Genomic DNA, 13,841 nt, shown 5'->3' on the forward strand with positions numbered 1-13,841 from the left:
ACCCGCCCGCCCGAAAAAATTTTGACTCCGCACAATTTACTTACTTGCTTTATCGTAGAGAGCCGCTAACATTTCAGACGTTACTGATCCGACCTGATTATAAATAATTTCTCCCTTACGATTAATTACTATAGTTTGAGGCAGAGTCGCAGAGCCTTTCACGATTTCCCAAATTTTATCGTCTTCTGTGTCGACAGCAAATTTTATCGAGAAATCATATTTTGCGAGAAATTCTGCAGGGTCTTCCGTTGTTAATGACGAATGCACGGCGATAACTGCAAGATTTTCTTTATTCGCGCGATAAAGAGAGTCAAAAAATGGCAATTCTTTAACGCATGGTGCACAGTAAGTCGCCCATAAATTTATTATTATCACTTTGCCGAAATTGTCAGCTAAATTAAATTTTGTCCCGTCAATGCAAGTAATCTCAAAATTTTCGAGTCTTTCTCCTATTTCATGACCAACCGGCGCAATTTTTTCGGGTTCAGGCAAGTTATAAAATATCATAGCAGCACACAATAAAATTATTGCAAGACCGCAAATTATTCGAGACTTCAGCACATTACTAAACTTGAACGAAATCGCTTTATAACTGCATGATTTAATACATTCTCCGCAATTAATGCACTCGCAGTCACCTACAAATTTTACGTCCATTTTGCAGGAATTTATACACCTTCCGCAATGAGTGCAAAAATTTTCGTCGACTTTAACGCCGATAACGCTAAATTTGTTAAATAATCCATAAATCGCACCTAACGGACAAATAAACCTGCAAAACGCTCTGTAACAGAAAACGCAAGCCATCACGATAAATATCATTATTGCAAATTTGCTCGTGAAAAGAATCCCCAGCATAGCAAATAATTTATCATTGACGGGATTCACAAGCAGACCTCCAGCACCCTCAAGAGTCCCCGCCGGACAAATATATTTACAGAATCCGGGAAATTTATACAATAACGGCACAAGAATCACAAGTAATGCGAGAAAAAAATATTTCAAATATGAAAGTTTGCGAGTAAATTTCGACTTTGAGATTTTATGAGTCGGAATCTTATAAAATATTTCCTGAAGCAACCCCATAGGACACAGCCACCCACACACAGTCCGGCCAAGTATAACGCCGTAAAGTAAAATTATTCCGATTACGTAATAGCCGATTCTGTGATTTGACGCGATTAAAGCATTTTGCAGCGCACCTAATGGGCAGGCACCCACAGCACCAGGACACGAATAACAATTTAATCCTGGAACACACGCAAATTTTGTGTTGCCTCGATAAATTTCGCCAGTTATAAAGCCCTTCACGTGTGCATTATATAAAAGCGCGCTGTAAAGTTGTATAATTTTTCGTCTCATTCTAGCCGAGTCCTATGCACTCAGAACAAATATTTACTGACTTATAAAGCACGTCCAACGCACTCCCGTTAAAGATTCCTGCAATTATTAAACAAATGGACGCGATAATTATTATAACCTGAAAATTTTTGTGATTATTTCGAGTCTGTGAGGTCATGAAAATTTTTTCACGCTTATAACTCGCTTCGACCCCGCAAATTATCCCCGCAAGAGTCATTACAGCAAATATAATGAAAATCGGCGCAATTTCCGAAAGTTTACCAGCAATTTTTTCACGCGTAAAAATCGATTCTAACGGGTCAGCAGCTTTAATAATTACTCCTTCACGATAAATTTGTATAGCTGCAAGAATTAACGCACCTGCAAGAATAACGCATAACAGACTTTCAACGAGCAAATAAATTTTCTTGGCCATAATTTATGATTTCTCAAGGTTTATAATTATATCGCTGTAAACTTCAAGAGTCCTGTAAATTTCCTTGTCAAGTTTATAGCCTGCTGGAACCTTTATTATTTGGACATCATAAATTTTTCCTGCTGGAACGTCAAAAGCTGCGAGTCCCTCCGAGTCAGTTTTTCCTATATTGCAAATATTTTCGTCGCAAAATTTTACAACAGCTCCATTAACGGGCTTGTCTCCATCCATTATATAGACTCTGAATGAATTTACGTTGTTAGCAGATACAAATTTTTTCAGCAGTTCATTCATTGCAGACTCATATTGATTTACTGCTGCACCTATAATCGGCTGAGTTAAAATTTTTCCGTCTTTGTCAACAAAAAAAGTTGTCGGGAAGACTCGCACGTTAGCAAGAATCTCGCCGGGGTTGTCGGGCATTAAGACATTCGGGAAAGTTACGCCGTTTTTGCGCAAAATTTCTCTAGCCTCATTAAAAGTTGACTCGGTCGGGAACTGTTCAAATTCTACAGCAGCGACTCCACAGCCTTTGGACTGAAATTTTTTGTGAAGTTCTGCGAGTTCATCAAGCTCCATCACGCAAGGAGGACACCAGCTCCCCCAGATGTTGAGCATTGTAATTTTGTTTGCCGAAAAAAGTTTTGTGCTGGAAATTTTTTCGCCGTCAAGAGTTACAGAGTCAAAGTTTATAATTTTCCCGATTAAAGCTGACTGAGGGTCAACGGGTGCAAATAATTGCGCTTTCTTGAGGTTCTCGAAAAATTTTGTTCTGACCTGTTCAATGTCGGATTTATATTTTGCGTCGATCTTGTCAAGAAATTTTTTGTCGCTCATAGGTGCGTAATAAAATTTGAATCCTTCAGCCGTGCCGAACTCTGTAAAATCTTTCTCGCTGACTATTCTATTTTCAAGTTTTGCCAGTGCCGTGCTGAGAGTCCCGTTTGTAGCGAGAACTACTGCTATTGCTGTGGTTTTATCGTTTAAAATTTTCTGCTGGGTCTCGGCGGATTCTGACTCAAGTTTCTTTACTTCCTCCTGAGACATTGCTATATAAACGACTGCCATATATGCGGCTGTAGGATTATGCGCGGCGATGCCATTATTGATTATGAAGGGTACTCCGGCGGCGTTGTTAAAATCGTTCTGATAATCAAATTTTATGCCCATATTAGAAAATGTTTCGGCAAATGCTGTAGTGCTCAAGAGTAATAATGCAAGAATGAAAGCTGAAAATTTTTTCATGAAATTGTGCCTCCCTTATAAAATTTGTGTGAGAAAATAATAACGATTACTGAAAAATTTTACAAGATATTTGCGAGTCATTGCGAATAATTTTGCGGAGATTTATAATTTATGTGCTTGCGAAATTTTTTATATTCCATGAAATTTTTACAACTACATTTACAACTACAAAAAATTAATTTTATTGCACTTATTGCAAAGACTCACGGAGAAAAAATTTTTATTAATGACTCATTTTGCGCGTAAAAAATTTTTCCCGCAAGTAATAAACCGCAAAACTTTTTATAACAATTAAACATTTTTGGGAAAATATTTTTGTTGAGCGTATATTTGTTGTATGTGTGCAACACGTTTTTTATCGTAAATAATTTAATTGCGCTAACGTCATAAACATTTTGAAAATATAAGTGATTCATTTCTTCAGCCAATGACGAAAATATTTTATTGGATTTAGCATATTTATTGTCGCACTAAAAAATTTTTCACGATATAATTATGAAATCATGTTAAATTTATTGAATAAATTACGAAGACCAGAAGCACATCTTAAATATGTAAGCACTCATTACGGCATGAAATTTTTTCTGCCAGAGAGAGTCAGCGAGAATGCAGTATTAAAATCGCTGAAGAAAATTCCGGACAAATCTTACAAATTACCGGAAGGTCAAGGAATTGTGCTCGATTTTGGCGGGCGATTGTGTTCGAGACTCTTAATTCTACACATGTTAAACAGTATCGTCTGGGAGAAGGGCATAAAAGTTATTGCGTGGCTCTCCGGAAATCCTGACACGTTGAAATTATTTAAAGACGCTGGACTCTCGACAACTGAACCGGCAATTAATTTAAACGCTCCCAAGCCCGAACAAGACTCAGAGTCAAACAACAAGAAAGCCCACAGCCTTAGAATCGTATATAATTCCATGAGAGGCGGACAAAAGATTGAGACGGAAGGCGACGTTTTATTATGGGGACACTTGAATCCCGGTGCGGAAATTGTTGCGGGCGGAAGTATAATCGTAGCTGGTAAATTGTTAGGAGTTGTCCATGCGGGCGGATTAGCTTCAGAACGTGATGATATTTTTATCTGGGCAGGACATTTCGAGACTCCTCAAGTAAGAATCGCTAACAAATTATGTTATATTGAACCTGATTCTGCAGCTTACTGGCGCAAAAATGTCTTGATAACTCTTGAGGACGGCGCGCCGGTTATACGGGAAAATAAATTTTTAGGAGGGTATTTGTCGTAAATGGCAGCACGTGTAATAGTAACGACTTCGGGTAAAGGCGGAGTCGGTAAAACAACCTCAACAGCGAATATTGCTGCGGCCTTGGCTAAATTCGGAAAAAAGGTCGTCGCGGTTGATGCTGATGTAGGACTGCGAAATCTTGACGTTATTATGGGACTTGAGAACAGAGTTGTATATAACTTTATTGACGTTATCGAGAAATCCTGCAAACTTTCTCAAGCTCTCGTAAAAGATAAAAGAGTCCCGGGACTTTATCTGCTCCCCGCCGCACAGACCAGAACAAAAGACGCAGTTAACCCCGAACAAATGATAGCTTTGTGTGAAGAGTTGAAGCCCGATTTTGATTTTATCTTTCTTGACTGCCCAGCAGGTATTGAAGGAGGATTCAAGAATGCAGCAGCCGGAGCTGATGAAGCACTTGTCGTAACAACACCGGAAATTCCCGCAGTTAGAGACGCTGATAGAATTATCGGAATGCTTGAGTCAATGGGAAAATCGCCGATAAGATTAATTATTAACCGTTTGCGCCCTAACATGGTACAAGACGGAGACATGCTCGCAAAAGATGATATTCTTGATGTATTGTCAATTGACTTAATCGGAGTAGTTCCTGAAGACGAAAATGTAATACGCTCAACAAATAACGGCGAACCCATGACTATGACTCTTGACTCGCCTGCTGCACACGCATATTTGAACATTGCAGAAAGATTATTAGGCCGCGACGTGCCATTAATGGATTTAGAGAGCTACGCGGGACGGGGCTTCTTCAGCTGGGTAAAAAAATTTTTCTCCGGCGGACATAAGAAATAAAGAGGTGAAATTAATATATGGGATTCTTAAGCAAACTTTTCGGCGGAGGTAATAACAAAGACTCGGCAAAAATCGCGAAGGATCGTTTACAAATTGTCTTAATGCATGATAGGCGCGATATTTCACCGCAGTTACTTGATAATTTGCGCGAAGAAATTGTAAGCGTCTTAACAAAATATATGGACATCGACAAGACAAAAATAGAAATAGATCTTGATCACGAGAGGGAAACGACGGCATTAATCGCGAATATTCCTGTATTGAAGATCAAGCGCGGCGGAAGTATCGAGATAGATTAAATTGTGGGCTTCACTAAAAGAAGATTTGTCCCTCACAGATAGAGTAATGATGTTATGTGCATTTATGCTCGGTTTGTGGGGGGTATTTTGCATTTACAGCGCGGCAGGAGGCATAACGGGCCGGGGCTTTGATTTTGCGTTGCGTCAAGCTGTGTGGTTTATTGTGAGTCTTGCTGCTATGTTAATAACTATGATGATAGGTCATAGAAAATTGCTTGAAGGTGCTTATCCGTTATTTTGCTTGACGTTATTGTTATTGTTATTGACGGCGTTGCTTGCCCCGAAAGTTAAAGGCGCACAAAGCTGGCTGGGATTCGGGAGTATAAGATTTCAGCCTTCAGAATTTGCCAAGATTGCGATTATTTTAGCGTTGTCAAAATTTTTGAGTCGTTATCCTCCTTTAGATCTTAAAACTTTTTTTGCTGGACTCGGAGTAATTTCACTGCCGGTTATGCTTGTGTTATTGCAGCCTGATGCAGGGAGCGCGCTTGTATATCTTGTAATATCGTTTGGGATGTTATTAACTGCGGGGACTCCATTAAAATATTTAGGAAGCATTATCGGACTCGGACTCGCGTCATTGCCGGTTTTGATAATGTTTGTGCTGAAGGATTACCAGATTAATAGATTACTTGTATTTCTTGACCCTATGAGAGATCCGTTAGGTTCGGGCTATAATGTGATTCAATCGAGAATAGCTGTAGGTTCTGGAGGTTTGGCGGGAAAAGGCTTTATGATGGGAACGCAGAGCAAGTTAAAATTTTTGCCTGAGCCTCACACAGATTTTATATTTAGCGTTTTCTCGGAAGAATTTGGCTTTATTGGCGGTGTAATATTAATTGCTTTATTTGCGCTGTTGTTGCTTAGAATTATTTTGACGGGTATTAAGTGCCATGATAGACGCTGTAAAATTATGACTGCCGGTGTTGCGTCGTGGCTGTGGTTTCAGATGTTCGAAAGTATCGGCATGAGCATAGGATTAACGCCCGTTACAGGTTTGCCGCTGCCGTTTTTGAGTTATGGCGGAAGCTCTTTATTAGCTACGTTTATTATGCTGGGACTCGTTGCGAGCATTTATATTGAAGAGGTAAATAATAATAAGCGCGGATTTTGACGCAAAATTACTAGGGAGAATGAACTATCACACATGAACTTTTACGAATTTGACTCACCCGAATGGAAATTATTATCACAAGTTTCGAGGCCTTCTCGTTATTCAGGTTCAGAATGGAGACCAGACAAAATTTTAAACTGGGAGGACTCGCGCTTGAAAATTTGTCTTGCATTCCCTGACGTTTACGAAATCGGCATGAGTTATTACGGCTTTCAGATTATAGAGAGCTTTATTCATTCGCTAGGGAAAAATTATTTAGCTGACAGAGTTTACTGTACTTGGCCTGACATGGAAAATTTAATGACAGCACATGACACGCCGTTAATTTCGATTGAGCACCGCAAAAAAATAAAAGATTTTGACGTTCTCGCGTTTACTCTGCCTCATGAAGCAAGCTATACGAATATATTGACGATTTTGCATTTATCCGGCCTGAAATTAAAGAGTTCCGAGCGTGATAATAATGACCCTTTAATTATTGCTGGCGGTTATGGTGCGTATACTCCTGAAGTGATGAGCGATTTTATTGATTTATTCTGCGTGGGTGAGGCTGAAGCAATTTTGCCCGGTCTGCTTGAATTAATTGACTCAACGAAAAATTTATCACGTTCTGAAAAAATTTGTGAGCTCGCTAAATTACCCGGAATCTATGCGCCGTTATTCCCGAATAAAGTTACTAGGCAATATACAAAAAATTTGTTCGCGTTAAAATCTATGATTGTCCCAAGCGTTAATATAGTTCATGATCGTGCGGCTATAGAGTTATTCAGGGGTTGCGGGCGCGGCTGTAGATTTTGTCAAGCAGGCATGGTGAATCGTCCTGTGCGCGAAAGAAATTTAGACGAAGCAATAAAATCTATCCGCGAAATTATAAGTTCTACAGGCTGGGAAGAAATTGGATTATTGTCTCTTGCGTCATGCGATTATTCGGGAATCGAAAATTTAATTGACTCACTCACTCCGGAATTGAATGCAAGACGCGCAAAATTGAGTCTGCCGAGTCTAAGAATGGACGGTTTCTCTATCGGGCTTGCTGAAAAATTAGAAGGCTTGAGAACTCGTCATGGGAGTATCACATTTGCACCGGAAGCAGGGACTCAGAGACTAAGAGACGTAATCAACAAGGGCATAAACGAAGAAATGATTATAAATTGTCTGCGTGAGATTTTCTCAAGAGGCTGGGAGCGCGTGAAATTATATTTTATGATGGGACTTCCGACAGAGCGGGACGAAGATTTACAGGCAATAGCAAATTTATCGTATGAAGCACTAAAGCTCGCACGTTCAATGGGAAAAAGGCGCGTTACTGTGAGTGCAAGTGTTTCGGGATTCGTGCCTAAAGCTCACACGCCGTTTCAGTGGGAAAAGCAGAATACTATACAGGAATTGCGCGAAAAAGGCCGTTTTATTAAATCACTCGTTCATGACAGGGCTTTATCTATCGCATATCACGAACCGGAGCAGACTTTTTTGGAAGGGGTACTATCTAGAGGCGACAAATTGACGGGAAAAATTATTTTGCGTGCATGGGAGACCGGCGCAAGGTTTGACAACTGGACAGAATATTTTGATTTAACCCGCTGGCTTGATGCGTTCGATTATTGCGGAATTGACCCGGAAAATTATACGCGCGAACGACAGGAAGACGAGATTTTATCATGGGATTTCGTCAACGTAGGACTCACGAAAAAATTTTTATTGCGCGAACGTCATAGAGCTTACTCCGGCGAATTGACTCAAGACTGCATAACAGGTTGTGCTGCTTGCGGGGTTGGGTGCGTTAAGTAAATGATTTCCGGGATATTTTCCCGACAACACGCAGATAAAAAAATTTCCCCGACATTATCGCCGGGGACTGATAAAAAATTTTAAATTCTTTTGCGCGCTTCATTTATTTGTAAATCAACTTGTTCAAATCCCGTAGCACCGTAAATATTGCGTCTTCTCACAGCTTCACGGGGAGTCAAAATTTTCATAATATCTGCGTCAACTTCCGGAATATTTTCCTGCCATTGTGATAGAGTCAAGTCCGTCAACAGCAAATTATTATCAATGCACCATCCGACGAGCCGGCCCGCTTTTAAATGAGCCTCCCTAAATGGCACGCCTTTATTCACGAGATATTCTGCAACATCTGTAGCAAGTGAATAACCGTTTTCGAGTCTTGCGAGTGAAATTTTTTCATCAACTTCAACACGCGATAACAAATCACTCATAATATTTATTACGCTCTCGGCCGTGTCTAGAGATTGCCAGAGTCCGCGCTTGTCTTCCTGTAAATCGCGATTATAAGTCATTGGGAGTCCCTTAAGATTTATCAACAAGTCTATTAGATTCCCAATCACTTGGCCGGTTTTCCCGCGTGATAGTTCGAGGACATCAGGATTTTTTTTCTGCGGCATCATGCTTGACCCCGTGCAAAATTCATCAGGCAGAATAATAAACGCAAACTCTTGAGTATTCCATGTAATTAGATCGCTGCAAAGTCTCGAAATATGAATCATTAAGACGCTCGCAAAATAATGATAATCAAGCATGTAATCACGATTTGCGACAGAATCTAAGCTGTTACGGGTCGGACGGTCAAAGCCTAATAAATCAGACGTAAATTTTCTGTCAATCGGAAGAGTCGACCCAGCCAGCGCACCTGCACCCAACGGACATTCATTTAATGAGTCGAGCGAAAAATTTAATCTGTCATAATCGCGTTTGAATGCCTCGAACCACGCGAGCCAATAATGACCCATTGAAATCGGTTGTGCTTGCTGCATGTGAGTATAACCGGGAATAATTATAAATTTGTGCCGTTCAGCGTTGTTAATGAAAACTTGTAATAAATCGCGCAAATTTTCCCGTAAGTCCTGCAATCTTTCACGCAAATATAATCGCGTTGTTGTAGCTACTTGATCATTTCTGCTGCGTGCTGTGTGCAGTTTTGCTCCGAGAGGCTCTATTTCTGTGAGTCTTGACTCGATATTCATATGAACGTCTTCTAAATCTTTTGAGGGTGTAAATTTTCCTGATTTTATTTCCTGCAAGACCTGATTTAGACCTGACTCGATTTTTGCGGCCTCGTCTGGTTTGAGTATTCCCGTTTTGCCTAACATTTTTACGTGAGCGATACTGCCTTTGATGTCGCATTCAGCCATTCTGAAGTCTATATCAAGTGATTGCGTGAAATTTTTTACAGATTCGGCTGTGTCGTGCTTAAATCTTCCGTGCCACATTTAAAAATTTTAACTCCTGAAAAATTTTGCGATTGCTTCAACTAATGACTCTTGTTCATCAGCCTTCAAGCCCGGGAAAATCGGCAGTGCAAGAACTTCGCGGGTTAATCTCTCACTCACTGGAAAATCGCCTTCATGATAGCCCAGATATTTAAAGCACGGCTGTAAATGCAATGACAAAGGATAATAGACTCTTGCTGCAAATCCGTTATTGTCAAGATAATTCATTAATTCGTCGCGCTTTGATTTGACTCTGATTACGTACTGATGATAAATATGATAATTATTCTCAAGTTCGACGGGAGCTGAAATAAATTCGTTCAGGTCATGAGTCTTGAATAATAATTTGTAGTAATCTGCGAGTTTACGGCGTTCTTCGTTCCATTTGTCTAAGTGCTTGAGCTTAATATCAAGTATTGCTGCCTGAAGAGCGTCGAGTCTGCTGTTAATTCCTACTTCATCATGAAAATAAGTTTTTCCGGAGCCGTGAACGCGTAATTTTCTGAGTCTGTCAGCAAGATTTGAGTCGCGCGTTACAGTCATTCCGCCGTCCCCGCAGCCGCCTAAATTTTTTGTCGGGAAAAATGAATAGCACCCTATGTCGCCGATTGTCCCTGCACGTAAAATTTTATCGCCTTCAAACCTGCAAGCCCCGAAAGCCTGTGCAGAGTCCTCGATAACTTTTACGCCCTTATCGTGAAAAGAATCTATTACGCTTTCAATCGGACACACTTGGCCAAATAAATGAACCGGCAGAAAAGCGCGTGTCTTAGCTGTAATTTTGCTGAGTGCCTGCTCAAGATTTATATTAAATGTGTCCGGCTCAACATCAACGAAAACGGGAGTAGCACCGAGTCTCGCAATTGTTCCCGACGTAGCAAAAAAAGTAAATGGAGTCGTAATAACCTCGTCGCCCGGTTTAATATCTATTGCCATGAGTGCGAGCAGTAAAGTATCAGTCCCCGACGCACAACCTATCGCGGAATTTTCCGGAATGTCTAAATACTTTTCGCAATGAGTCTCGAAATTTTTTACTTCCGAACCGAGTATAAAACTTTGTGCGTTAAAGACTCTCTCAAGCGCGCTGAAAACTTCCGGTTTTATCTCATTAAATGAACGTGTTAAATCTAAAATTGGTACTGTCAATTAAATTTCATCTCCTGAATAAATTATCACATTTTTATTTGGGTCTCTGCATATCTGACTCGTTAAAATTTTCTGAGTCATCATCTTGTTCTCTGCCGGTCTCGTGATCTTCGGGCAATAAAATATTTCCTTCTTTGACCCAGTCAGTAACGCCGCCGCGATAGTTTTTGATTCTTGACGGTGAAAAATGGAATCTCCTGACGAGTCTATCAGCAAACCAGCCCGATAATACGCCTGTGTTGCAGTAAACGATTATAGTATTTTGCTTGACTATGCCGACATGAGCCATTGCCGCAGGAGCCGCCGCAATTCCTAAATCTTCAAGTGGAAAACTTATCGCGCCCGGAATGTGTCCGCCCGGAATGCCCGGACGAGGTGATTTGCCCTCGTAATTTTCTTCAGGTCTTGCATCAACGAGAATAAATCCGCGTCTGTCTATGTGTTGTTTGAGATAATCTGCATTAACGTCTTCGATGTGAGGTTCAATTTTTGAAATTATGAACGCAGCAGCAAAGGCAAGCACAAATATAACAAGTGCAACAACAGTAAGCGGTATAGACTTTTTTTGTGTCATGGCAGATAAAATTTTCCTTTCCGGCTGAATCTGGTTAATACCGCAAATTATTATACACTTGCTGGAAAAATTTTTATTGTGCTTGATATAGTATTTTCTCGTTTACGCAAAAAATTTTATTTATCTTCCCACATAAGTTGCAAAATTGTTTTGCCGGTTGATTCTATTGTCCAATTATTATATGCTTCAATTACAGCTTTTAATTGCTTATCGTTCCCGCCGTTAGCGATATTATAAATCCACAAAGATTCTTTACCCTGCGAGCCGTATATACAATTTTTGCCAGTTGATTCCGTGCCTACTGAGACGACTTTAAAGCCTTTCATTACTTCCATGAATTTCAACCATACATCATCAGCCTTTGGACATAATTTTTTGATGGCCTCAACGTTAAAAATTTCTTCGTGTACTGAGTGAGGAGGATAGAGAACTCCCCAGACCCCTATTGCTGAATATCGGAAAGACTCCACGTCCGCAGAAATTATTCTATAGTCCCATTTTGAATCAGGTCCAATACTTCCATCTTCGAGAAAAGCTATTTTTGTGGCCTGCATACAATTTACGCACGAAGGGTGATTTATATATGACTTGTACATTTTCTCGATAAGGTCATTTCTATAGATCCAATCGTCATCGAACGTAATTACAATATCTTCGGGAAATTCTTTCATCGCGTAATAATATTTTGTGTGAGGGCCTAAATCTTCGCGAAATTCTATATCAACCCCGCAGGCTTTAAGTTTATCGAAAATTTTGGGGAGCTTTCTATCTGGGAATCTGTCATCACCGAGCCACAAAATTATTTTATCGGGCTTCATAGTTTGATTCAAGAGTGAGGCTATTGTGTAGGGAACACCTTTTATTCTTGCGGGATAACTAGTGAGGGAGACTATAATTTTTTTGTCGCGCTTTTCTGTGCGGTTTAGGCCGTCCCTATTAAAACGGGTCAATAATTTATGAGCATTCCACCATAAAAATGATTTTGTTGTCCAGTAACATTTTTTTACGCTGCGTACTGAACGATAAATGAATGTGATAGATTTTAATTTAGCCTTTACACGTGATAATAATGGCTGGTTGCTGGTTGCTGGTTGCTGGTTGCTGGTTGCTGGTTGCTGGTTGCTGGTTAAATTGTGCGGTCTTATTTGCCATTTGTCAAGAGTCCTTTCACTTAGATTTGTGGAAAATTATATCATTTATCTATAATAGATTTGCTCTCACTAAGTTGAGATTAAAAATTTATTGTATGTGTGCGACCCGTTTTTTATCGCCCGTAATTATAAATGCTCGTTTCCGGTAAAAGCCCGTAAACACGTATATAATTTAGCATTTATCATCCTTCATTTCAAAAAAGCCGGTATCAAGTGCATAATAAATTTTGCGCAAATTATATAATATGAATCAATAAATATTTTAGGAGGCAAAATAAATTTGATTCTTTCAGGACTAAGCATTAAGCAGCATATTGGCCGTGAAATTACAATAGACCCCTTTGACGAATCGCGCTTAAATCCTAACAGTTACAATTTATCGCTTCATAATGAGTTATTAATTTATACGAGCGAATCTCTTGACATGAGGCACGCAGCACCCACGCAAAAAATTTTGATTCCTCCTGAAGGTTTTGTGCTAAATCCGGGAAAATTATATCTTGGCCGCACAAGCGAATATACCCGTACAGAAAATTTTATCCCGATGTTAGAAGGCCGGTCATCAATCGGGAGGCTTGGAATTTGTATTCACGTTACAGCCGGTTTCGGTGATGTAGGCTTTGCGGGATATTGGACGCTTGAATTATTTTGTGTTCAGCCGGTGAGAATTTATGCGGGCGTTCAGATTGCGCAAATTTATTATCACACAATTTCAGAGCCTTACGAGCCTTACACTAACGGAAAATATCAGAATAATGACGGCATTCAAGCAAGTATGTTATATAAAGAGTTCTAATGCGATATAATTTCACTCATGAATGAATTAGGAATGATCGTAAATCTTCGCAAGCCCGAAGCCGTGAACATGGCCAGAAATCTGCTCGACTGGGGAATAAATAATAATTGCAGATTCTTACTGCCTAAACAGGAAGCAAGCGCACTCACAACAGCAGGACTTGACGACGAACAATGGCTAAAAACTGTCAAACTTGCAATTGTAATCGGCGGGGACGGGACATTTTTACGTGCAGCACGCTACATAATGGGCACTGATATAATTTTGCACGGGATAAATTTAGGCCATTTAGGTTTTCTCGCCTCAAGCAGACCCGACAGCGTAGTTAAAGACTTGCAAAATATTTTGATAGATAATTTTGACGTTATTGAGCGCCGTGTTTTACGTTGTGTGCTTTATCACGATGACTCGCAGTCTCACAAGATTTACGCCCTTAATGATATAGTCTTGAG

The 13,841-nt window shown here is 40.0% G+C and carries 14 protein-coding genes; 7 read left to right on the top strand and 7 right to left on the bottom strand.

The genetic code is table 11. The annotated features are described in order from the left end of the window. Nucleotides 1-36: 36 nt before the first annotated feature. Genes IJT21_04690 through IJT21_04700 form a run of 3 tightly spaced genes read right to left on the bottom strand, consistent with a single transcriptional unit; the run spans nt 37 to nt 3,022 of the window. Nucleotides 37-1,362, bottom strand: a complete 1,326-nt coding sequence (locus tag IJT21_04690; protein MBQ7577552.1) for a 4Fe-4S binding protein — start codon at nt 1,360-1,362, stop codon at nt 37-39. A 1-nt stretch (nt 1,363) separates the two neighbouring features. Beyond that, nucleotides 1,364-1,777: a hypothetical protein gene (locus IJT21_04695; GenBank protein MBQ7577553.1), complete on the bottom strand. Its 414-nt coding sequence runs from the start codon at nt 1,775-1,777 to the stop codon at nt 1,364-1,366. A 3-nt stretch (nt 1,778-1,780) separates the two neighbouring features. After that, the gene (locus IJT21_04700; protein ID MBQ7577554.1) at nt 1,781-3,022 is read right to left on the bottom strand and encodes a redoxin domain-containing protein; all 1,242 of its coding nucleotides are present in this window, start codon (nt 3,020-3,022) and stop codon (nt 1,781-1,783) included. 503 nt (nt 3,023-3,525) lie between these two features. Between IJT21_04700 and IJT21_04705 the strand changes: the two genes are divergently transcribed. From IJT21_04705 to IJT21_04725, 5 genes are read left to right on the top strand one after another with little or no spacing between them, the layout of a single operon-like run. Continuing rightward, entirely contained in the window at nt 3,526-4,269 is a 744-nt protein-coding gene (locus IJT21_04705; GenBank protein MBQ7577555.1) for a hypothetical protein, read from the top strand. After that, nucleotides 4,270-5,082 carry a septum site-determining protein MinD gene (gene minD, locus IJT21_04710; GenBank protein ID MBQ7577556.1) on the top strand — a complete coding sequence of 271 codons (813 nt, stop codon included), beginning with the start codon at nt 4,270-4,272 and terminating at the stop codon, nt 5,080-5,082. A 17-nt stretch (nt 5,083-5,099) separates the two neighbouring features. Next, nucleotides 5,100-5,381 carry a cell division topological specificity factor MinE gene (gene minE / locus IJT21_04715; GenBank protein MBQ7577557.1) on the top strand — a complete coding sequence of 94 codons (282 nt, stop codon included), beginning with the start codon at nt 5,100-5,102 and terminating at the stop codon, nt 5,379-5,381. 46 nt (nt 5,382-5,427) lie between these two features. Next, nucleotides 5,428-6,495 carry a rod shape-determining protein RodA gene (gene rodA / locus IJT21_04720; GenBank protein ID MBQ7577558.1) on the top strand — a complete coding sequence of 356 codons (1,068 nt, stop codon included), beginning with the start codon at nt 5,428-5,430 and terminating at the stop codon, nt 6,493-6,495. Nucleotides 6,496-6,528: 33 nt separating this feature from the next. Further along, nucleotides 6,529-8,283 carry a radical SAM protein gene (locus IJT21_04725; GenBank protein ID MBQ7577559.1) on the top strand — a complete coding sequence of 585 codons (1,755 nt, stop codon included), beginning with the start codon at nt 6,529-6,531 and terminating at the stop codon, nt 8,281-8,283. Between the two features lie 80 nt (nt 8,284-8,363). Here the strand turns inward: IJT21_04725 and argH are convergent, their stop codons facing one another. The 4 genes from argH to IJT21_04745 form a co-directional block, all read right to left on the bottom strand. Beyond that, entirely contained in the window at nt 8,364-9,722 is a 1,359-nt protein-coding gene (argH, locus tag IJT21_04730; GenBank protein MBQ7577560.1) for an argininosuccinate lyase, read from the bottom strand. 9 nt (nt 9,723-9,731) lie between these two features. Beyond that, nucleotides 9,732-10,868: a DegT/DnrJ/EryC1/StrS family aminotransferase gene (locus IJT21_04735; GenBank protein MBQ7577561.1), complete on the bottom strand. Its 1,137-nt coding sequence runs from the start codon at nt 10,866-10,868 to the stop codon at nt 9,732-9,734. Between the two features lie 34 nt (nt 10,869-10,902). Beyond that, nucleotides 10,903-11,442 carry a hypothetical protein gene (locus IJT21_04740; protein ID MBQ7577562.1) on the bottom strand — a complete coding sequence of 180 codons (540 nt, stop codon included), beginning with the start codon at nt 11,440-11,442 and terminating at the stop codon, nt 10,903-10,905. A 116-nt stretch (nt 11,443-11,558) separates the two neighbouring features. Further along, entirely contained in the window at nt 11,559-12,392 is an 834-nt protein-coding gene (locus IJT21_04745) for a glycosyltransferase (GenBank protein ID MBQ7577563.1), read from the bottom strand. Between the two features lie 481 nt (nt 12,393-12,873). Between IJT21_04745 and IJT21_04750 the strand changes: the two genes are divergently transcribed. Together IJT21_04750 and IJT21_04755 are read left to right on the top strand one after the other, a co-directional pair. Continuing rightward, the gene (locus tag IJT21_04750; GenBank protein MBQ7577564.1) at nt 12,874-13,389 is read left to right on the top strand and encodes a dCTP deaminase; all 516 of its coding nucleotides are present in this window, start codon (nt 12,874-12,876) and stop codon (nt 13,387-13,389) included. A gap of 18 nt (nt 13,390-13,407) precedes the next feature. Continuing rightward, nucleotides 13,408-13,841: NAD(+)/NADH kinase (locus IJT21_04755; GenBank protein MBQ7577565.1), on the top strand; the 434-nt coding region annotated here is incomplete at its 3' end.

It is taken from the genome of Synergistaceae bacterium (genome assembly GCA_017443945.1).
In the GTDB taxonomy this organism is placed as follows: domain Bacteria; phylum Synergistota; class Synergistia; order Synergistales; family Aminobacteriaceae; genus JAFUXM01.